Consider the following 18,671-nt stretch of genomic DNA (forward strand, 5'->3'; position numbering starts at 1 on the left):
CGCAGCGCGTGCTATCGGCGCAGGCATGCGCCAGTTCCTAGATTTTGAGAAATCAGTCGCCGAGCTTGAAACCAAGATAGACGAGCTCCGGCAGATGGCCCGCCACAATCATCATGTCGGCAAGGGTGATGACCGCAAAGGCCTTGACGGGGTCAATATCGACGAGGAACTCTCCCGTCTTTCCGACAAGGCCGACAAGCAGCTGCGGACCATCTACAGCAAGCTGACGCCGCTGCAGAAAGTGCAGGTTGCACGCCATGCCCAGCGCCCCCATACGCTTGACTACATCAAGGCGCTGACCACCGAATTCACCCCCCTTGCAGGCGACCGCACCTTCGGCGACGACCAGGCCATGGTGGGCGGTCTGGCACGCTTCCGCGGCCAGCCGGTCGTGGTTCTGGGCACGGAGCGGGGGTGCGATACCGAAAGCCGGCTGAAACACAATTTCGGCATGGCCCGGCCCGAAGGCTACCGCAAGGCCCAGCGGCTGATGAAGCTGGCCGGTCGTTTCGGGCTGCCGGTGCTGAGCTTTGTCGACACGGCCGGCGCGTGGCCCGGCATCGATGCGGAGGCGCGCGGCCAGGCCGAGGCCATCGCCCGCAGCGTGGACACCGCCCTTTCGCTGCGCGTACCCATGATCGCCACCGTGATCGGGGAAGGCGGCTCGGGCGGGGCCATCGCCATCGCGGCCGCCGACCGGGTGCTGATGCTGGAGCACGCCATCTATTCCGTGATCTCGCCTGAAGCCGCCGCCTCGATCCTGTGGCGCGACCCCAAGCTTGCGCCCGCTGCCGCCGAGGCGCTGAAGCTGACCGCCCAGGACCTCAAGCGCCTCAAGCTGATCGACCGCATCATCGCCGAGCCCACAGGCGGCGCGCAGCGCCTGCCCGAGCAGATGATGACTGCCGTGGGCGAGGCGATCGCCGAGGAGCTGACGCCCCTGCTGCGCCTGTCGCCTGAAGGGCTGGTGGTGGAACGGCGCGAGCGCTTCCTGGCCATGACCCGCCCGCCGCTCTGAACCCCGCTTCAAACCCTGGCCTGTAAAAATATCGGGCCTGTAAAGATTCAGGCCCCGGGCTCGCCCTTTGTCACCTGCCTGCCGGTCCGGCCAAGCAGGTCGCGCAGGGCCGCGCCGGCTTTTCTCACCGCGCCTGCGTCATAGCCCTTGGCAACCAGCGTGACCCCGCGCTCATTGCGCGGTGTGGCGTCCGGCTCGAAAGGGTAGGAGCCCAGGTCAAGCGTGGGGAAGTCCTGCTGGAGTCGGGTCAGGGGGGCGGCGAAATCGCCTTCATAGACGTCAAAGGCATGCCAGGCCTGGCTGCAGAGGGGCGTGGCTGAGGGCAGGCGGGGCAGCAGCCAGTCCAGCATGGCGCGGAAAATGCGCGGTACGCCGGCCATGACATACACGTTCCCCAGCGCAAAGCCCGGCGCGGTCGAGACGGAATTCTCGATGGGCGTGGCCCCTTCAGGCAGCCAGGCCATGCGCTGGCGGGCGGCGTTGAAATCGCCGTGGAACGTGCCGTCGGCAAAGAGCTTCTCAAGCTTGCGGAAGCTATCCTCATGGCGCACAAGCGGCACCCCGAAGGCTTCGGCCACGCAGGCGGCGGTGATGTCGTCATGGGTCGGGCCGATGCCGCCGCTGGTGAAGACCAGGTCATAGGCGGCCCTGCAGGTGACGATGGACTCGACCAGGCGGGCGCGTATGTCAGGCAGGATGCGCACTTCCTCCAGCCGCAGCCCGCGGGTATTGAGGGCACGCGCCAGGACAGGCGTGTTGGCGTCTTCGGTGCGCCCGCTGAGGAGCTCATTGCCGATGGCCAGGAAACAGGCGCGCGGCGGCGTGGGGGAAGAAGCGCTGGTCACGTGGGATCTCCGTCAGCAGGAGGCGGTTGGGGCGTGGCGAAGGGGGGTGATTACAGATAGGATAAGGATTAATCAGGGTGCGTATGAAGCGTCTTGCGCTGTAATCAAATCATACGACGATCACACGACCAATCCATGGCTGAGCGGGAAAGAGAGGGATCATGACTGAAAGTGAACTGGCAGGAACAGGGGCCGCCTCAGCGCCGCAATGCATTCTCGACCTCAAGGCCACGCTGGGGGAAGGGCCGGTCTGGATGGCGGCTGAAAATGCCCTTTACTTCACCGATATCATGGGCCGGAAGGTGCACCGCTTCCAGCTGGGCACCTGCAAGCTCACTACCTGGGAAGCCCCTGCGCCCGTGGGTTTCCTGCTGCCGGTCAGCAGCGGCGGCTTTCTGGCCGGCCTGCCTGACGGGCTGCACCGTTTCGATCCGGCCACGGGCGCTTTTGCGCATATGTGCACCGTCGAGCCCGAACAGCCTGACAACCGCCTCAACGATGGCTGCGTGGACGAGCAGGGCCGCATCTGGTTCGGCACCATGGATACGGCTGAGACCAGCCCCAGCGGCGCCATCTACAGGGTGGTGGCGCGCCAGAACGAACTTGAGGTGAGCCATTGGGATGAAGGCTACGTCGTCTCCAACGGCCCCGCCCTCTCACCGGACGGAAAGACGCTTTATGTCTGCAACAGCCCGCACCAGCGCATTTACGCCTTTGATGTTGACGGCGCCGGCAAGCTGAGCGGCAAGCGGGTCTTCGCCACGTTTGAGAAGGGCTATCCGGACGGGCTGGTCACCGACAGCGAAGGCACGCTCTGGTGCGGCACCTGGGGGGGCGGGCAGATCACGCGCCTGCGCCCTGACGGCAGCTTTCTGCCGCCCATTGCCCTGCCTGTCAGCAATGTCACCAAGGTCGCTTTCGGCGGCGGGGACCTGCGCACGGTTTTCGTGACGACAGCGCGCAAGGGCCTTTCGGAAGAGCAGCTGGCCCAGGAGCCCCTGGCAGGCGGTCTGTTCTCATTCCAGAGCGAGGTCGCAGGCCTGCCCCAGCAGTTCTTCCAGCTCTGAGCCTGCCTGACGCTGACTCTGGCCCTGGCCCTGCTCCAGGACGGAGACGGGGATTCAGGGCGAGAAGCGCTGGAAATAGGCCTCAAGCCTGGGCACGAGCGGCAGGTCCGGCTTCAGCAGCTGTAGCCCGCCCAGGGCCTCGGGGCGGATCCAGGCCAAGGTCTGGTTCTCCCGGCTGGTCGGCGTGCCTTCCCAGTGCTGCAGCAGATAGACCGGCATGAGCAGGTGGAAGGACCCGCAATCGGTGCTGATGAAGGTGAAGGGTTCCAGATCTTCCTCCAGCGCTTCTATCCCGAGCTCTTCGCCCAGCTCGCGCACCAGGGCGCGTTCAGGCGATTCATCGCGCTCCACCTTGCCGCCTGGAAACTCCCACCATCCCGCATAGGACTTTCCCTCAGGCCGCTGGGCAACCAGGATCTGGCCTTCGCGGTCAATGAGCACAGCGGCCACCACCAGCAGGATGCGCCTGGTTCTGGCCTGATTGGTGCGGGGCGGGGTGGGGGACATCGGGAAATCTCCTGGCTGAATGGGGCGGAACGCTTAACGGAAATATGTGGCAGAAATATCAGTCGGAAATATCAGCCGCTTTTCAGGGACCGGTCTTTTTCAGGTGCCGGCCTGCTCAGCGGCCAGGGCGGTGATGAACTGGGCGGCGACGCGGCCTGAGCGGGCGCCGCGCGCCAGGCTCCAGGCCAGGGCGCGTTTTTCCAGCTCCGCTGCAGGCAGCGCCAGGCCGCGGTGCTGCGCATGGGCGTGGACGATGCGCAGGTAATCCTCCTGCCGCGCCCCGTGCACGCCAAGCCACAGCCCGAACCGGTCTGAAAGGGAGATCCGCTCTTCCACCGTTTCGCTCCCCTGAAGGCCTGCCGGCAGCTCTGCTATTTCATCCCCTTCGATCCTGCTGCGCGGCATGAGATGGCGGCGGTTGGAGGTGGCGTAGAGCAGGACATTGTCCGGGCAGCCGGCAAGGCCGCCATCAAGCAGGCTCTTGAGGGATTTATAGTCCTCATCCTCGCTTTCGAAGGAGAGGTCATCAAGGAACAGGATCATCTGCCGCCGCACATTGCCGAGCCGGTCCAGCAAGGCGTGCAGTGCGCCAAGCCCGCTGCGGCTGACCTCCACGAGCGCCAGGGTTCCGGGGACAGCCAGTCTGCCTGCGCGGATCTCCTCATTGACCTGGCCCACAAGGGACCTGACGAGGCTTGATTTCCCCATGCCGCGCGCGCCCCACAGCAGGGCGTGGTTGCCGCGCTGGCCCCGGGCGAACAGGCGGGTGTTCTGAAGCAGCTGTTTCTTCTGGCCCTCAAGCCCGCAGAGCAGGGAAAGCGGCAGGGTGCCTGAAACCCCGTTTTCTGAAGGCCCTCCAAGCGCGTGGAGGCCGGATTTCTCCCCGCGCCAGATGAAGCGCTCATGCCGCGGATCTGCTGGGTCCGCCCAGGGGGCCGGCGCATTGCTGGCCAGTCGCTCCAGGCTTTCGGCAATGCGCTGCAGGACAGGCAGCAGGGCAGGGAGATCGGAAGAAGGCATGGGCGGGGTCTCGGCCTGAGGGCCAGGTGAGGGCAGAAAACCGGTCCTGCTTGACGCGGCCGGGGTGGAGGGACGATATGGTGTCTCACTTTTCCCCTCAAGGCATAATGGACAGCCCATGCTCTCTTTTCTGGTCTCCCCGGCCTATGCGGCCGGTACTTCCACCGGTGGATTCGACCTGAATTCCCTCTACCAGATCGCCCCGCTGGTCCTGATCTTCCTGGTTTTCTATTTCCTGCTGATCCGCCCCCAGCAGCAGAAGCAGAAACAGGTGCGCGAGCAGCAGGCCAACCTGCGCCGCGGCGACCGGATCGTAACGGCAGGCGGCGTGCTGGGCGTCGTGCAGGCCACGCGTGAGGGCAGCCCGGAAGTGGATGTGGAGATCGCGCCCAATACGCGCGTCAAGGTCATCCGCAACACCATCACCACCGTCCTGCCGCGCGACAAGCCCGCCAACGACGCCTGAGCGCCGTTTCCCCGGGTTTTTTTCCGCCCCGGACGCCCCCTGGGAAAAATTTCAGAGAAAACTTCAGAAAAAACCCTCGTTCCCCGGTGAAGGGAACGAGGGTTTTTATTATCCGCTGATCCCGCTGATATCATCAGCCGGGCCTTCAGAGGGTGGGGGCTCAGCCGGCCAGCATCTCGGCCTCGGCGAACTCGTAATTGGCGAGGTTGTCGAGGAAGTTGGTGATGAAGTCCGGGCGGCGGTTGTGGAAGTCCAGGTAATAGGCGTGTTCCCAGACATCGGAGGTGAGGAGGGGCTTGCCCTGCTTTTCAGAGAGCGGGCTTGCCGCGTTGGGGGTCTTGGTGATGGCGAGCTTGCCCTCGGGCGTCAGCACCAGCCAGGCCCAGCCGGAACCGAACTGCGAGGTCGCCGCCTTGCGGAAAGCGTCCTTGAAAGCCTCGACAGAGCCGAAATCCTCAATGATCTTCTTCTCCAGCTTGGGCGGGATCTTGCCGCCATTGGGCGACAGGCTCTTCCAGAACATGGAGTGGTTGTAGTGCTGGCCGGCATTGTTGAAGACCGGTGCCATGTCCGGCTTGCCGGTGGAAAGGGTGATCAGCTCTTCAAGGCTCTTGCCCTGCAGGGCGGGGTCTTTCTCGACCAGGCCGTTGAGCGTGTTGACATAGCCGCGGTGGTGCTTGCCGTGGTGCAGGTCCAGCGTTTCCTTGGACATGCCCTTGTCGTTCAGCGAGGTGTCAGGATAGGGCAGGGGGGGAAGTTCGAAAGCCATTGGGGAATTCTCCTGTTGCGGCGTCCCTGCAGCTTTCAGCGGGCCTGGCGGCAAGGCTGGGCGCAAGGGCTGGAAAGGGCAGGCGTCTGGTGAACCGGATGAACGGGATTCGGGGCGCGGCTGAGAATCAGACCGCCCTCGTCCTGCTTTCTTAGCTATGAACGCACGGCCCTGCCGTCAAGACATGCCGGGCGCGCGGGTGGGTTGTGCGGGCCTGGGGCAGGGCAGGCCGTCTGTGCCTTACCGGTTCCCGGCCGGGTTGCGCGTGAAGTGGCAGGCGATGTCCGGCAGCTCGACGAAAGTATCCGCCTGGCGGCGCAGGTCGTCGCCGATCATGGGCGGCTGCGTGCGCAGCGAGGAGATGACCGTCACCCGCGTGCCCCGGGCCTGGGCTTCCTCCACCGCGCGGCGGAGGTCGGATTCACCGCTGATGAGCACGGCGTGGTCGAGACGCCCGGCCTGGCTGATCAGGTCGACAGCCATCTCCACATTGACATTGCCCTTGACGCGCCGCCGTCCGTTGCCGTCGGAAAACGCGCGGGCGGGTTTGGTGACAAGGCAGTAGCCGTTATAGGCCAGCCAGTCCGTCAGCGGCCTGAGGGGGGAGTAATCCTCCGTTTCAGGCAGGGCGGCGTAATAATAGGCCCGCTTGAAGTCCGTGCTCTCTTTGAAGACCGTGTGCAGGGCGTGGAAGTCCACCTCGAAGTCCAGGTTGCGCGCGCCATGGTGAAGGCTGGCCCCGTCAATGAAGAGAGCGGTGCGGTCAGTGGGGCGGAAAATGGATGCGAGCATAGAATTCAGGCAAACTCCGGTTGAATGGCGCAGCTCCCATAACTGAGTTTCAGGAAATTATAAAGCTTGCCTTTCAAATCCGCTCCAAGCCCAAAGAGAAGTTATCAGGGGCAACCCCAGGCCAGACCGCGTTCCTGGACCGTGTTCCCGGGCGCGATCGCCTGTGAGAAGGCGCCATTGATCGTGCCGCTGTCTTCATGATAGGGAGAGGGTCAATCTGCCCTGTCCCCGTGCTTGCGGGGCGGCGGGGAAACGGCAGCAAGTTTGCACAGCACAAGCACACAAGCCCAACAGCCCCAGCACATAAGTCTGCATCATAAGGAAGCCCGCTTCATGGCACGCGTGACCGTCGAAGACTGCATTGAGAAAGTCACCAACCGCTTCGATCTCGTTCTGCTGGCCGCCCAGCGGGCGCGGGGCCTGGCGCGCGGCGAGGAGCTGCACGTTCCGCGCGACAATGACAAGAACACCGTCGTCGCCCTGCGTGAGATCGCCGAGGAGCGCATCAGCCTGTCGGGGCTGCAGGAGGGGATCATCCGCTCCATGGGCCAGCAGCCTGAAGTCGAGGTGGCTGATGAGGAGGTCATGGACCTGATCCCGACCGACCAGAACATCTTCGGCCTGCAGGATGTCTCCGCTGAAGAGGAAGCCTCTCACATGGCGGTCGATGAGGAAGCGTCCCGTCACCGTCGCTGACGCCGGACTGCAGACCAGCCGGGCCCGCGCGGCTGACGGCCCGGCGGAAACGGCAATAACGGAAAAGGGGAGGGCCGCATGAGTCGCATGGCGCCCATCCCGTCATCGCAGCTGCCGCTGGAGATACGTTCCACCATCTCGGCCCCGCCTGATTTCCATCCCTCCATTTCAGGGCTGCTGGAGCGGATCAGGAGCTATGACCCCCAGGCCGACCTCGCCAAGATCGAGGAAGCCTACCAGCTTGCAGCCCAGGCCCATGAAGGGCAGTGCCGCGACAACGGCGACGCCTATATCACCCATCCCGTGGCCGTGGCCAACATCCTGGCGGGCTTCCGCATGGACCCGGTCTCGATCATGGTGGGCTTTCTCCATGACACGGTCGAGGATACCGGGGTTTCCAGGCAGGCGCTGGAGGAACGCTTCGGCCCGGACGTGGCTTCCATCGTCGATGGCGTCACCAAGCTCACCCGGCTGGAGCTGCAGTCGGACCGCACCAAGCAGGCCGAGAATTTCCGCAAGCTCGTCCTGGCGATGTCGCGTGACATCCGCGTTCTGATCGTCAAGCTGGCTGACCGCCTGCACAACATGCGCACCCTCCACCATGTGGAGAAGCCCGAACGCCGCCTGCGCATCGCCCGTGAAACCCTGGACATCTACGCCCCCCTGGCCGAGCGCATCGGCATGGACCGGGTCAAGACCGAGCTGCAGAACATCGCTTTCGTCAATCTGGAGCCCGAGGCCGACGCCACGATCCGCGCCCGCCTCAACTACCTGCGCGGCCAGGGCGTGGACATGATCGAGCAGATTCGCCGCGAGCTGGTCAAGCAGTGTCATGAAGCGGGGCTGACCGACGTGGAGGTGACGGGGCGCGAGAAATCGCCCTATTCCATCTGGGAGAAGATGAAGCGCCGCAACGTGGCTTTCGAGCAGCTTTCCGATCTCATGGCCTTCCGCATCATCGTGCCCAACCGCGAGGCCTGCTATGCGGCCCTGGGCGCGGTGCACGGCGCCTATCCCATGATCGCCAGCCGTTTCAAGGACTACATCTCCACTCCCAAGGCCAACGGCTACCAGTCCCTCCATACAGGGGTGACGCTCTACCGCCCTCACAGCCAGAAGATCGAGGTGCAGATCCGCACGCCGGCCATGCATGACCTGGCTGAAAACGGCGTGGCCTCGCACTGGGCCTACAAGACCGATGCCGTGCCGGTCGAGGCGGAAGCGGCCGTGCTGTCGGAGAAGTTCGGCACCTATACCCGCAAGCTGCGCTGGGTGCAGGACCTGCTGGACATTCTCGAAGACAGCCAGGAGCCCGACGAATTCCTGGAGAACACCAAGCTTGAGCTCTACCAGGGCCAGGTCTTCTGCTTCACGCCCAAGGGCCGGCTGATCTCGCTGCCGCGCGGGGCCACGCCGGTTGATTTCGCCTATGCGGTGCACAGCCAGGTGGGCGACAGTTGCGTGGGTGCGCGCGTCAACGGGCGGCTCGTGCCCCTGCGCCACGAACTTGAGAACGGCGACCAGGTCGAGATCATGACCACGCGCGGCGGCCAGCCTTCCCCGGCCTGGGAGCGTTTCGTGGTCACCGGCAAGGCGCGCGCCCGCATCCGCCGCTTCATCGCCTCGCAGCAGCGCCAGGTCAATCTCGATACCGGCCGCACGATGGTTGCGCGCGCCTTTCGCCAGGAGGGGGTGGACGGCTCCGACAAGGTGCTGGAGACCATTCTCAAGCCCCTGCGCCAGACCAGCATCTCCGAGCTTTACATCAATGTCGGCGCAGGCCAGCTGGTCCCCAGGGATGTCGTGGCCGCGGCCTATCCGGAGCTGCGGCGCAAGGGCCGGCCCCCCAGGGTGGTGCCCGGGCTCTCGCCGCGCCTCTCAGAACGCATCGACCAGAAGCCGGTGCTCAAAAGCGGCACCAACGGCCGTTATGAAGGCCAGCTTTTCAAGGGAATCGGCAGCGGGATCGAAGTGCACATGGCAGGCTGCTGCCGCCCCCTGCCTGGCGACCGGGTGGTGGGCATCATCGCCCAGGGGCGCGGCGTGACGGTGCACCAGCATGACTGCAACAACCTGGCCGCCTTCGCTGAGGCGCCCGAGCGCTTTCTCGAGGTCGACTGGAACCCCGCCGCGCTGGAGGTGGGAGGGCGTGACGCGCCGCGCTACGTGGCGCGCCTGTCGGTGGTGGCCAACAATGACCCTGGCGTGCTGGCAACCCTGACCAACCTGGCCACGCGCCATGAAGGCAGCCTGGTCAACCTGCGCATCGTCAACCGCCAGCTCGATTTCATGGAGCTCTTCGTCGATCTGGAAGTGCGCTCGCTCAAGCATCTCACTAACATCATCGGCGCCTACCGGGCTACGGTGGAGATCATGCAGGTGGAGCGCGCGCGTGGATGAGCACAGTTCGATGAGCCCAGGTCGATGAGCACGGTTCCTAGCCAGGGTCAGGCGGGAGAGGGGCGGGTCCTGGGCATCGGGCTCGATCTGTGCCTCTGCCCGCGGATCGGCGAGGTGATCGGCCGGCATGGCGAGCGGTTCCTGGCGCGCATTTTCACGCCGGCTGAACGCGCTTATGTCGAGCGGCTTGGCGGCCGCAACCGGACCGGCGCCTATGCCAAGCGCTGGGCGGCCAAAGAGGCCTGCGCCAAGGCCCTGGGGACAGGCTTTACCAGGGGCGTGGCCTTCCGCGACATCGAGGTCCGGCGCAATGCGGCTGGCGCGCCGGAACTGGCCCTGAGCGGCGGGGCCCGGCAGGTGCTGGCTGCGCTGACCGCGCCGGGCCACCGGGCGCAGCTGTTTCTGAGCATGAGCGATGACGGGCCCTTTGCCATGGCGCAGGTGCTGATCCAGCAGCACGCGCTCTGACTCTGGTCTTCTCCGCCCTGCTGCCTGCCGGGCGTGGGGGCGAGAAAAATGCTGCCTGCTCAAAGTAAAGGGTTCTCCACAGGCAGGGCAGTAGGATAAAAGCCTTGCATGACCACGCACGACCATTCCGATCAGCCCGCCCCGCCTGAGCCCGCCCGCCAGGCAGGCGCTCCTGACCCCATGTCGCCCCCGGCTTCCCGCAGGGAGGAACCGGCAGCGCAGGAAGGCTGGGGCAGTTTTCTCCGCCAGCTGCTGATTTTGGTGCTGGTGGTGGTCGGCATCCGCACCTTCATCGTGGAGCCGTTCACGATTCCGTCGGCCTCGATGGTGCCGACGCTGCAGATCGGCGATTTCATCGCGGTCACCAAATACAGCTACGGCTATTCCCGCTATTCCTTCCCTTTTTCGCTGCCGCTGTTTTCAGGCCGCATCTTCGGCCGGCTGCCGGAGCGGGGAGATGTGGTGGTCTTCCGCTACACCCAGAATCCGGATGTGGACTACATCAAACGCACGATCGGCCTGCCGGGCGACCATATCCGCCTTGAGCATGGCCGCCTGTTCATCAATGACCGGGAAGTGCCGCGCGAGAAAGTCGGCCCCTACGCCCTCACTGACGAGACCGGCCGCCTGCTGAGCGGCACGGTCTACAGGGAGTTCCTGCCGCGCCCGCCTGGCGTGTGGCCCCATCTAATCATGCAGATGACCGACGTGGGCCCTGCCAACAACACGCAGGAATACATCGTGCCGCCAGGCTGTCTCTTCATGATGGGCGATGACCGTGATGACAGCGCCGACAGCCGCTTTCAGGGCGGGCGCGAGAGCGGCAGCTGTGCCGCCCCCGCCGGCAACGATTTCCTGCGCGGCTCCAACCAGGATCTGGGCTTCGTGCCGGAGGAAAACCTGGTCGGTCGCGCGCGGCGGGTGATCTTCTCGATCAACCTGACCCATCCGGGATGGCAGTTCTGGTACTGGCCGGCGGAGATCCGCTGGAACCGGACCTTCATGTTCATTCAGTGAGGAAGCAGGCTGGAAAGGGCGATGAGATGAGCGAGACAGGCGAGGGCCGCGCGCCGGCTTCCACCCGCAAGGCGAGCCGGGAGGTGCACGTCAATCCGGCCGGCCAGACGGCTGTTACCCTGCAGCGCCGTCTGGGCCACCGTTTCAGCCAGCCGGGCCTGCTGGCCGAAGCGCTGACGCACCGCTCAGCCCTGGGCGGGCGTACCAGTGGCAACACGCGCGGCAGGTCCCGCAGCACGCCGGCCGTCAAGGGGGCGGGGTCCAATGAGCGGCTGGAATTCGTGGGCGACCGCGTGCTGGGCCTGCTCATGGCGGAATGGCTTTTCCAGCGTTTTCCCGATGAGCAGGAAGGGGCGCTGGGCGCACGCCATGCCCATCTGGTCTCGCGCCCGGTCCTGGCTGAAATCGCCGCTGAACTTGATCTGGCCGCAGCGCTGAAGATCGCCCGTCATGAGGAAGTGGCCGGCATCCGCGAGCTGGCTAGCGTGCGCGCAGACGCCATGGAGGCCGTGCTGGGCGCGCTCTACCTCGATGCGGGGCTGGAAGCGGCGCGCAAGGTCATCCATGAACTGTGGGAGAGCCGGATCGAGAATGCCGGCAAGCCTCACAAGGAACCCAAGACATTGCTGCAGGAATATCTGCTGGGCCGCGGCGAGCCCCTGCCGCATTATGAGCTCCTTTCCTCCACCGGCCCCTCGCATGCCCCGCTGTTCCGTGTGGAAGCCAGGGGATGCGGGATGACGGGCACGGGCGAGGCGGGCAGCAAGCGCGCTGCCGAAAGCCTTGCCGCCACCGATCTGCTCCGCCAGCTCACCGGTTCCGGTTCTGATGCCGAAACCGGCCCGGCTTCTTCCGCATCCTGACATTTCATTCCTGTTTTTCCTGCCCGGCTTTGAGAAGGCTTTTTCCGTGACCGATCATGCTCCCGCCCCCGCTACCGATTCTGCAGCGCCCGCCCAGCCGACCCGCTGCGGCTTTGTCGCCCTTGTGGGCGCGCCCAATGCCGGCAAGTCCACCCTGCTGAACCGGATGGTCGGCGCCAAGCTTTCCATCGTCAGCCCCAAGGCGCAGACGACCCGCTTCCGCACCTTGGGCATCGCCATGTGCGACAACGCGCAGATCATCTTCGTGGACCTGCCGGGGATCTTCAAACCGCGCCGCAAGCTCGACCGCGCGATGGTTTCGACCGCCTGGGGCGGCATGGAAGATGCCGATGTGACCCTGTTCGTGGTGGATGCCAAGCGCGGCCTGCGCGATGACGTGCGCGAGATCGCCGAGCGCCTGGCTCAGAGCGGGCGCGAGGTGTGGCTGGTGCTCAACAAGACCGACCTGGTGCCGCGCGAGCAGCTGCTGCCGCTGACGCGCGAGCTGTCCGACATCCTGAAGATCGAGAAGGTCTTCATGGTCAGTGCCGCTTCGGGCGAAGGGGTGGAGGACCTCATGGACCGCCTGGCCCAGACCCTGCCTGAAGGGCCTTATCTCTACCCTGAAGACGAGCTGACCGACCTGCCGGACCGCCTGCTGGCCGCAGAGCTGGTGCGCGAGCAGGTTTTTCTGCAGACCCATGAGGAGATCCCCTATCAGGCCACCGTGGAGACCGAAAGCTACAAGGAGCGTCCTGACGGCTCGGTCCGCATCGAGGTGACGATCTATGTCTCGCGCGCAGGCCACAAGGCCATCCTGATCGGTGACAAGGGCAGCCGCATCCGCGAGATCGGCATGCGGGCGCGCAAGCAGCTCGAAAGCATTCTCGGCTGCCCATGCCATCTCTTCCTCAACGTCAAGGAACGCGCCGGATGGGATGAGGAAAGCGCCCGCCTGCGCGCGCTCGGCCTCGACCCGGCCTGAGCGGCGGAGGGTTGTCGCAGGCCTGGCGGCCCTTTAAGAGGGAGGCGACCTCAAGAGAAGGCGTCTTCTGCCCGGCCGCCCCCGGTTGCCTGCCAGGACTCGCCGCTCTTTCACCGCCCCGCGCCCTCACTCGGAAAGAAGCCACTCATGAGCACGCCTGCCCCTGACTCTGCGCCTGCCAAAGCGGGACCTCTGCCCTACAAGCGCGTTCTGCTCAAGGTTTCGGGAGAAGCCCTGATGGGCGACGGGCAGGCAGGGATCTCGCCTGACATGGTCACGAAAGTGGCCGCCGATATTGCGGCAGTCGCTGCAAGCGGGGTGGAGGTGTGCCTGGTGGTGGGCGGCGGCAACATCTACCGCGGCCTGGCCGGTGCAGCCAAGGGGATGGACCGCGCCCAGGGCGATTACGCCGGCATGCTGGCCACCGTCATCAACGCCCTGATGCTGCAGAACGCGCTGGAGCAGCAGGGCGTGGAGACCCGGGTGATGACGGCCATTCAGATGGCGGCCATCGCCGAGCCCTATATCCGCCGCCGCGCCGTGCGCCACATGGAGAAGGGGCGGGTGGTTATCTTTGCCGCCGGCACGGGCAATCCCTTCTTCACCACCGACACGGCCGCCGCCCTGCGGGCCAATGAGATGGAATGCGACGCGCTCTTCAAGGGCACGCAGGTGGATGGAGTGTATGACTCGGACCCGCGCCGCAATCCCGATGCACGCCGTTATGACGAGCTGACCTACACCGACGTCCTGGCGCGCGATCTCAAGGTCATGGATGCGGCGGCGATCAGCCTGGCACGCGAGAACGACCTCCCCATCATTGTTTTCAACATGCATTCGCCCCACGCCTTTTCCGAGGTGCTCAAAGGCGATGGCAAGTTTACGAGAATTGTGGAAAAAGCGGCCCCGACCAAACCCGCGGCGTCATGATTCTTCCATGATGCGGCGTTAAGCCTTGCGGCTTTTGAAAGCGGCGGCGTTGCGGCAATCTGCGTCAGTCGCCGCAAGCGGGGTCAGGCTTGCAGGCTATCTGCTGTGACCATGCCGCGACATTCAACCGGGACGCCCCGCTCCCTTAAGGGCTCCCATCAGGAGAGGAACCATCAATGAGCGCTGAGCTGACAGAACTGCTGGAAGACCTGAAACGCCGCATGGAAGGCGCTCTTGAGAGCCTGCGGCGTGACTTTTCCGGGCTGCGTTCCGGCCGGGCGAGCCCCAACCTGCTGGAGCCCGTGCGCGTCGAGGCCTATGGCTCGGTGGTGCCTCTGTCGCAGGTCGGCTCGGTTGCGGTGCCCGAAGCGCGGATGCTGACCGTCTCGGTCTGGGACCAGAGCCTGGTGGGCCCGGTGGAGAAGGCCATCCGCAACAGCGGCCTGGGCCTCAATCCCGCAACCGAGGGCCAGACCATCCGCGTGCCGCTCCCCCAGCTGACGGAAGAGCGGCGCAACGAGTTAGCCAAGGCTGCCGCCCGTTATACTGAGGGGGCGCGCATTGCCGTGCGCGGCGTGCGTCGTGACGGGATGGACAAGGCCAAGGGCTTCGAGAAGAAGAACGAGATCAGCCAGGACGACCTCAAGAGCTGGACGGACTCTATTCAGAAGCTGACCGATGGCTATATCGAGACGGTCGACAAGCTGCTCGCTGACAAAGAGCGCGATATCAAGCAGGTCTGATGGGTCGAAGTGCCTTTTTCCGCCCGCCAGGACGTCCCGCAGGATGCATCGTTTTTCGATGAGGACCCGCCAGAGAACGGGGGAGTGCCGCGTCACGTCGCCATTATCATGGACGGCAACGGACGCTGGGCGCGGGCGCGCGGCCTGCCCATCGCCCAGGGACACCATGAAGGGGGGGAAGCCGTGCAGCGCTGCGTGCGCGCAGCCATCGACGCGCAGGTGCCTTATCTGACGCTTTACGCCTTTTCGTCGGAAAACTGGCGGCGCTCGGAAGAGGAGATCGGCAACCTGACCTCCCTGCTGCAGTTCTACCTGCGCCACAAGCTTGAAGAGCTGCATTCGCTCGGGGTGCGGCTGCACATCATCGGCGAGCCCGAGCGCTTCGGTTCCACCCTGTGCCAGGAGCTGCAAATGGCCGAAGCGCGCACGTCAGCCAACACGAAACTCACCCTCTCGCTCGCCCTTTCCTATGGCGGGCGCGCCGAGATCGCGCGCGCAGCCCGCGCACTGGCCCGCAAGGCCGCAGACGGCCTGCTGCCGCCCGACAGCATCACGGAAGAACACCTGGCTTCTTCCCTGCAGACGAGCGGCATTCCCGACCCTGACGTGGTGGTCCGCACGAGCGGTGAGCACCGCCTGTCCAATTTCCTGCTCTGGCAGTCCGCTTATGCGGAGCTGGTTTTTCTCGACGTGCTGTGGCCGGATTTCAGCGAAAGGGATTTTTCGCGCGTCGTTTCCTGCTACGCCATGCGCCAGCGCCGTTTCGGAGGGCGCCCGCAGTGAGCGCCGCAGTGAACGACAGGGCCGGCAGCAACAGCGATAACAATAATATGAGCGCCAGAACATGAGTGCCAGAAAATGAGTGACAGCAGCCCGGCCTCCACTGCGCGCTGGGGCGACCTGCAGAAGCGGGTTCTCTCCAGCCTTGTCCTGATCCCCCTGGCATTTTTCTGCCTATGGCGGGGCGGGTGGGTCTATGACCTCATGGTCATGGCCATCATGGCGGCCATGGTGTGGGAGGCCGAAACCCTGCTGGGCCAGGACATGCGCAGCTGGCGCGGGGCCCTGTTTCTCCTGTGGCCCGTCTGCGCAGCCCTGGTTGCCCTGCAGCATTCCTGGCTGTGCGTTGCCGTGCTTGTGGGGGTCGCCTTCATGTTCGGCAATCTGACAGGCTGGCCGATCCTGATCTCCGTGGTCGCGGGCGTCTCGCTCCTGCTGCTGCGCGCAGCACCGGAGGGTTTCTGGACCGTCCTGTTCACCATCGCCGTGGTGGTGGCCAGTGACAGCTGCGCCTATCTGACCGGCAGGGTCGTGGGCGGCCCCAAGCTGGCGCCGGCCATTTCGCCGGGCAAGACGGTATCGGGCTCGCTGGGCGGCCTGCTGGGAGCGATGGTCATGGGTGCCCTGGTGGCGCGCGCGGCGTCGGGCGCCTGGTCGCTGCAGGCGGCAGGCTGGGCCTTCGTGCTGGCGGTGGCTGCCCAGCTGGGCGACCTTGCCGAAAGCGGGTTCAAGCGCCGCCTGGGGGTCAAGGATTCAGGCACGCTCATTCCAGGGCATGGCGGCGTGCTCGACAGGTTTGACGGCATTCTGGCGGCAGCACCCGTGGCCGCGTGCATCCTGCTGCTGCGCCATGGCCGGCCCTTCTGGCAGTAAAGGTGGGGCAGTGAGAGAAATTCAGGTGAACACAACCAGGAAAGAAGGCAGGCGGTCCCAGAGGCTGCAGAGAGTAGGGGTAGACAGGAAATGAGCGGTAAACACGCCAGGCGGCGGATCAGCGTGCTGGGCAGCACAGGCAGCATCGGCACCTCGACGGTCGATCTGCTGAAGGGGATGAAAGACCGGATCAGCGTCCGCGCCCTGGTGGGCGGGAAGAACGCGCGGCTTCTGGCCGAGCAGGCGCGCCTGCTTGAAGCCGAGCTGGCCGTGCTTGACGATGAAAACGGTTACGAGGAGCTCAAGACCCTGCTTGCGGACACCGGCACGGAAGTGGCGGTCGGTCGGCAGGCCGTGATCGAGGCCGGCGCGCTGGAAGCGGACTGGACCATGGCCGCCATCACCGGGGCAGCCGGGCTCGAGCCCACCCTGGCGGCCGCGCGCAACGGTCATGCGGTGGCGCTCGCCAACAAGGAGGCGCTGGTCTGCGCGGGCAATCTCATGCTGAAGATCGTGCGCGAGGCCGGGGCCAAGCTGCTGCCGGTGGATTCCGAGCACAATGCCATCGCCCAGTCGCTGGGCGGCGCGCCGATGTCAGAGGTCGAGAAGATCATCCTCACCGCTTCAGGCGGCCCGTTCCGACGTGCAAGCCTGCAGGAGATGGCCGAAGCGACGCCCGAGAAGGCGCTGCGCCATCCCACCTGGTCCATGGGGGCCAAGATCACCATTGATTCGGCCTCCATGGCCAATAAGGGTCTTGAGATCATTGAGGCTGCGCGCCTGTTCGGGCTGCCTGAAGAGCAGATCGACGTCCTAGTGCATCCGCAATCGGTCGTGCACGGTATGGTGAATTTCAGGGACGGAAGCTTCGTCGCCCAGCTGGGTAGCGCTGACATGCGCATTCCCATCTCCCACACCCTGGCCTGGCCTGAGCGGATGACGACGGGCTGCGCGCGGCTGAACCTGGCCGAGCTGGGCCAGCTGGATTTCGAGGCGGCCGATGAAGAGCGTTTCATCCCCCTGCGCCTGGCGCGCCAGGTGCTGCGGGCAGGGGGCGTGGCGCCGACGGTCTTTTCAGCGGCCAATGAAGTGGCGGTGGCCGCCTTCCTGGCAGGGCGCATCCGTTTCCTGGGCATCGGCGAGACCATAGAGGCGGCGCTGGACGCCATGGACGCCAATCCCGAGCCCCAAACGCTGGAGGATATCTTCCACTGGGACCGCGTCGGGCGCGAGCTGGCCGAGGCCTGGATCAACCGTCAGCCGCAGGGGAACTGAAGTGCACGCTCTCTCCAATGTGATCATCGGCCTGCTGGTTTTCGGGGTGGTCGTCTTCGTGCATGAGTTCGGCCACTTCATGGCTGCCCGCTGGCGCGGCGTGCCGGTGGACGTGTTCTCCATCGGCTTCGGCCCCGCCCTGTGCGCCTGGCCTGACCGCTACGGGACGCGCTGGCAGCTGAGCCTGCTGCCGCTGGGCGGCTACGTGAAGCTGCACGGCGCCGGCGTGGAGGAAAATCCGCCCCCGCCCGATGAAGCGGCGCGCGACGCTGCGGACCCGACCTCGTACCAGAACCAGCCGCTGCTGACGCGGGTGCTGGTCACGGTGATGGGGCCTGCCTTCAATTTCCTGTTCGCCATCCTGCTGTTTATCCTGCTCTACAGCCTTTACGGCCGCCCCGAGATCAAGCCCGACATTGCCATGGTCGCCCCCCAGAGTGCGGCGGCCCAGGCCGGGCTGCAGAAGGGCGACCACCTTCTGTCGATCGACGGGCGCCGGATTCTGAGCGTGCCGGACTTCCAGGCCGCAATCGCTGCCCATCCGGGCGCGCATGTCGTGCTCGGCATCGCGCGCGACGGCCATGACCTGGACGTTCCGGTGACCCTGCAGAGCGTTGAGGAAAAGGGTGTTGCAGGGAAGGCACATGCCACGGGGCGGCTGGGAATAGGTTTTGCCGTGGTTCGGGCCAAACCTATGCCTTTCTGGAAGGCGATCCCTGCAGGTATTGAAGAGACATGGCACATGACCTGCCAGGTTGTGCAGACGCTGTGGCAAATGCTGACAGGACAGCGCAACCCCGATCAACTTTCCGGCACGATCGGCATTATCAATATGTCGGGCCAGGCTGCGCATTATGGACTTGCGGCATTACTGTTCTTTATTGCCATGCTGTCGGCCAATCTCGGGCTGCTGAACCTGTTTCCCGTGCCGATGCTCGATGGCGGCCACCTGCTTTTCTACACAATAGAGGGCGTGCGGGGCCGTCCGATTTCACAGAGGGCGCAGGGTTACGCCTTCCAGGCAGGGTTGGTGCTTGTGCTGGCACTCTTCCTGTTTTCCAATTATAACGACCTGAGCCGGTTGGGCGCATTCAGTTGGCTGACCGGGCACAAAGGTTGAGAGACCCTGAAGAGGGCGCCTGCCCGGGGTTATTCTT

At 65.1% G+C, this 18,671-nt stretch carries 20 protein-coding genes; 15 read left to right on the forward strand and 5 right to left on the reverse strand.

The annotated features are described in order from the left end of the window. The first annotated feature begins 25 nt into the window (after positions 1 to 25). Positions 26 to 1,018: an acetyl-CoA carboxylase carboxyltransferase subunit alpha gene (locus E3E11_RS07045; RefSeq protein ID WP_141451770.1), complete on the forward strand. Its 993-nt coding sequence runs from the start codon at positions 26 to 28 to the stop codon at positions 1,016 to 1,018. Positions 1,019 to 1,065: 47 nt separating this feature from the next. On the opposite strand, the gene E3E11_RS07050 is transcribed toward E3E11_RS07045, so the two are convergent. Further along, positions 1,066 to 1,863 carry a competence/damage-inducible protein A gene (locus E3E11_RS07050; protein ID WP_141451771.1) on the reverse strand — a complete coding sequence of 266 codons (798 nt, stop codon included), beginning with the start codon at positions 1,861 to 1,863 and terminating at the stop codon, positions 1,066 to 1,068. Between the two features lie 161 nt (positions 1,864 to 2,024). Between E3E11_RS07050 and E3E11_RS07055 the strand changes: the two genes are divergently transcribed. Then, positions 2,025 to 2,930, forward strand: a complete 906-nt coding sequence (locus tag E3E11_RS07055) for an SMP-30/gluconolactonase/LRE family protein (RefSeq protein ID WP_141451772.1) — start codon at positions 2,025 to 2,027, stop codon at positions 2,928 to 2,930. Between the two features lie 54 nt (positions 2,931 to 2,984). Here the strand turns inward: E3E11_RS07055 and E3E11_RS07060 are convergent, their stop codons facing one another. Together E3E11_RS07060 and E3E11_RS07065 are read right to left on the reverse strand one after the other, a co-directional pair. Next, positions 2,985 to 3,437 (reverse strand): (deoxy)nucleoside triphosphate pyrophosphohydrolase, encoded by a 453-nt coding sequence (locus E3E11_RS07060; RefSeq protein ID WP_141451773.1) that lies wholly within the window; start codon positions 3,435 to 3,437, stop codon positions 2,985 to 2,987. Positions 3,438 to 3,536: 99 nt separating this feature from the next. Continuing rightward, positions 3,537 to 4,457 carry an ATP-binding protein gene (locus tag E3E11_RS07065; protein ID WP_141451774.1) on the reverse strand — a complete coding sequence of 307 codons (921 nt, stop codon included), beginning with the start codon at positions 4,455 to 4,457 and terminating at the stop codon, positions 3,537 to 3,539. Between the two features lie 118 nt (positions 4,458 to 4,575). On the opposite strand from E3E11_RS07065, the gene yajC reads away from it, so the two are divergent. Beyond that, positions 4,576 to 4,923, forward strand: coding sequence for a preprotein translocase subunit YajC (gene yajC, locus E3E11_RS07070; RefSeq protein WP_141451775.1), 348 nt, complete (start codon positions 4,576 to 4,578; stop codon positions 4,921 to 4,923). 160 nt (positions 4,924 to 5,083) lie between these two features. Here the strand turns inward: yajC and E3E11_RS07075 are convergent, their stop codons facing one another. After that, on the reverse strand, positions 5,084 to 5,692 hold the full coding sequence (locus E3E11_RS07075; protein ID WP_141451776.1) for a superoxide dismutase: 609 nt from the start codon (positions 5,690 to 5,692) through the stop codon (positions 5,084 to 5,086). A 240-nt stretch (positions 5,693 to 5,932) separates the two neighbouring features. Continuing rightward, positions 5,933 to 6,484: a LabA-like NYN domain-containing protein gene (locus E3E11_RS07080; protein ID WP_141451777.1), complete on the reverse strand. Its 552-nt coding sequence runs from the start codon at positions 6,482 to 6,484 to the stop codon at positions 5,933 to 5,935. Between the two features lie 333 nt (positions 6,485 to 6,817). Between E3E11_RS07080 and rpoZ the strand changes: the two genes are divergently transcribed. The 12 genes from rpoZ (at position 6,818) to rseP (ending at position 18,634) form a co-directional block, all read left to right on the forward strand. Further along, positions 6,818 to 7,180 carry a DNA-directed RNA polymerase subunit omega gene (gene rpoZ, locus E3E11_RS07085; protein WP_141451778.1) on the forward strand — a complete coding sequence of 121 codons (363 nt, stop codon included), beginning with the start codon at positions 6,818 to 6,820 and terminating at the stop codon, positions 7,178 to 7,180. Positions 7,181 to 7,267: 87 nt separating this feature from the next. Beyond that, positions 7,268 to 9,580, forward strand: coding sequence for a RelA/SpoT family protein (locus E3E11_RS07090; protein WP_141452218.1), 2,313 nt, complete (start codon positions 7,268 to 7,270; stop codon positions 9,578 to 9,580). A gap of 24 nt (positions 9,581 to 9,604) precedes the next feature. Continuing rightward, complete coding sequence (gene acpS, locus E3E11_RS07095; RefSeq protein ID WP_141451779.1) at positions 9,605 to 10,048, forward strand: holo-ACP synthase; 444 nt, start codon at positions 9,605 to 9,607, stop codon at positions 10,046 to 10,048. 180 nt (positions 10,049 to 10,228) lie between these two features. After that, positions 10,229 to 11,065 (forward strand): signal peptidase I, encoded by an 837-nt coding sequence (gene lepB / locus E3E11_RS07100; protein WP_141452220.1) that lies wholly within the window; start codon positions 10,229 to 10,231, stop codon positions 11,063 to 11,065. A 26-nt stretch (positions 11,066 to 11,091) separates the two neighbouring features. Next, positions 11,092 to 11,928 (forward strand): ribonuclease III, encoded by an 837-nt coding sequence (gene rnc / locus E3E11_RS07105; RefSeq protein WP_141451780.1) that lies wholly within the window; start codon positions 11,092 to 11,094, stop codon positions 11,926 to 11,928. A 46-nt stretch (positions 11,929 to 11,974) separates the two neighbouring features. Further along, positions 11,975 to 12,913 carry a GTPase Era gene (gene era / locus E3E11_RS07110; RefSeq protein WP_231118883.1) on the forward strand — a complete coding sequence of 313 codons (939 nt, stop codon included), beginning with the start codon at positions 11,975 to 11,977 and terminating at the stop codon, positions 12,911 to 12,913. A 147-nt stretch (positions 12,914 to 13,060) separates the two neighbouring features. Next, positions 13,061 to 13,843: a UMP kinase gene (gene pyrH / locus E3E11_RS07115; RefSeq protein ID WP_141451782.1), complete on the forward strand. Its 783-nt coding sequence runs from the start codon at positions 13,061 to 13,063 to the stop codon at positions 13,841 to 13,843. 176 nt (positions 13,844 to 14,019) lie between these two features. Continuing rightward, positions 14,020 to 14,586, forward strand: a complete 567-nt coding sequence (frr, locus tag E3E11_RS07120; RefSeq protein ID WP_141451783.1) for a ribosome recycling factor — start codon at positions 14,020 to 14,022, stop codon at positions 14,584 to 14,586. Between the two features lie 108 nt (positions 14,587 to 14,694). Further along, entirely contained in the window at positions 14,695 to 15,369 is a 675-nt protein-coding gene (gene uppS / locus E3E11_RS07125; RefSeq protein WP_141452222.1) for a polyprenyl diphosphate synthase, read from the forward strand. Between the two features lie 75 nt (positions 15,370 to 15,444). Continuing rightward, positions 15,445 to 16,239, forward strand: coding sequence for a phosphatidate cytidylyltransferase (locus E3E11_RS07130; protein ID WP_141451784.1), 795 nt, complete (start codon positions 15,445 to 15,447; stop codon positions 16,237 to 16,239). A 90-nt stretch (positions 16,240 to 16,329) separates the two neighbouring features. After that, positions 16,330 to 17,514 carry a 1-deoxy-D-xylulose-5-phosphate reductoisomerase gene (dxr, locus tag E3E11_RS07135; RefSeq protein ID WP_141451785.1) on the forward strand — a complete coding sequence of 395 codons (1,185 nt, stop codon included), beginning with the start codon at positions 16,330 to 16,332 and terminating at the stop codon, positions 17,512 to 17,514. 1 nt (position 17,515) lies between these two features. After that, positions 17,516 to 18,634 carry an RIP metalloprotease RseP gene (gene rseP / locus E3E11_RS07140; RefSeq protein WP_141451786.1) on the forward strand — a complete coding sequence of 373 codons (1,119 nt, stop codon included), beginning with the start codon at positions 17,516 to 17,518 and terminating at the stop codon, positions 18,632 to 18,634. The last annotated feature ends 37 nt before the right edge of the window (positions 18,635 to 18,671 follow it).

It is taken from the genome of Oecophyllibacter saccharovorans (assembly GCF_006542375.1).
In the GTDB taxonomy this organism is placed as follows: domain Bacteria; phylum Pseudomonadota; class Alphaproteobacteria; order Acetobacterales; family Acetobacteraceae; genus Oecophyllibacter; species Oecophyllibacter saccharovorans.

What these genes read in the sequence shown, in the direction of transcription:
- E3E11_RS07045 (WP_141451770.1), top strand. Translation starts at nt 26, where the DNA reads ATGCGCCAGTTCCTAGATTTTGAGAAATCAGTCGCCGAGCTTGAAACC.
- E3E11_RS07055 (WP_141451772.1), top strand. Translation starts at nt 2,025, where the DNA reads ATGACTGAAAGTGAACTGGCAGGAACAGGGGCCGCCTCAGCGCCGCAA.
- E3E11_RS07060 (WP_141451773.1), bottom strand. Translation starts at nt 3,437, where the DNA reads ATGTCCCCCACCCCGCCCCGCACCAATCAGGCCAGAACCAGGCGCATC.
- E3E11_RS07065 (WP_141451774.1), bottom strand. Translation starts at nt 4,457, where the DNA reads ATGCCTTCTTCCGATCTCCCTGCCCTGCTGCCTGTCCTGCAGCGCATT.
- yajC (WP_141451775.1), top strand. Translation starts at nt 4,576, where the DNA reads ATGCTCTCTTTTCTGGTCTCCCCGGCCTATGCGGCCGGTACTTCCACC.
- E3E11_RS07075 (WP_141451776.1), bottom strand. Translation starts at nt 5,692, where the DNA reads ATGGCTTTCGAACTTCCCCCCCTGCCCTATCCTGACACCTCGCTGAAC.
- E3E11_RS07080 (WP_141451777.1), bottom strand. Translation starts at nt 6,484, where the DNA reads ATGCTCGCATCCATTTTCCGCCCCACTGACCGCACCGCTCTCTTCATT.
- rpoZ (WP_141451778.1), top strand. Translation starts at nt 6,818, where the DNA reads ATGGCACGCGTGACCGTCGAAGACTGCATTGAGAAAGTCACCAACCGC.
- E3E11_RS07090 (WP_141452218.1), top strand. Translation starts at nt 7,268, where the DNA reads ATGGCGCCCATCCCGTCATCGCAGCTGCCGCTGGAGATACGTTCCACC.
- acpS (WP_141451779.1), top strand. Translation starts at nt 9,605, where the DNA reads ATGAGCACGGTTCCTAGCCAGGGTCAGGCGGGAGAGGGGCGGGTCCTG.
- lepB (WP_141452220.1), top strand. Translation starts at nt 10,229, where the DNA reads ATGTCGCCCCCGGCTTCCCGCAGGGAGGAACCGGCAGCGCAGGAAGGC.
- rnc (WP_141451780.1), top strand. Translation starts at nt 11,092, where the DNA reads ATGAGCGAGACAGGCGAGGGCCGCGCGCCGGCTTCCACCCGCAAGGCG.
- pyrH (WP_141451782.1), top strand. Translation starts at nt 13,061, where the DNA reads ATGAGCACGCCTGCCCCTGACTCTGCGCCTGCCAAAGCGGGACCTCTG.
- frr (WP_141451783.1), top strand. Translation starts at nt 14,020, where the DNA reads ATGAGCGCTGAGCTGACAGAACTGCTGGAAGACCTGAAACGCCGCATG.
- uppS (WP_141452222.1), top strand. Translation starts at nt 14,695, where the DNA reads ATGGACGGCAACGGACGCTGGGCGCGGGCGCGCGGCCTGCCCATCGCC.
- E3E11_RS07130 (WP_141451784.1), top strand. Translation starts at nt 15,445, where the DNA reads ATGAGTGACAGCAGCCCGGCCTCCACTGCGCGCTGGGGCGACCTGCAG.
- dxr (WP_141451785.1), top strand. Translation starts at nt 16,330, where the DNA reads ATGAGCGGTAAACACGCCAGGCGGCGGATCAGCGTGCTGGGCAGCACA.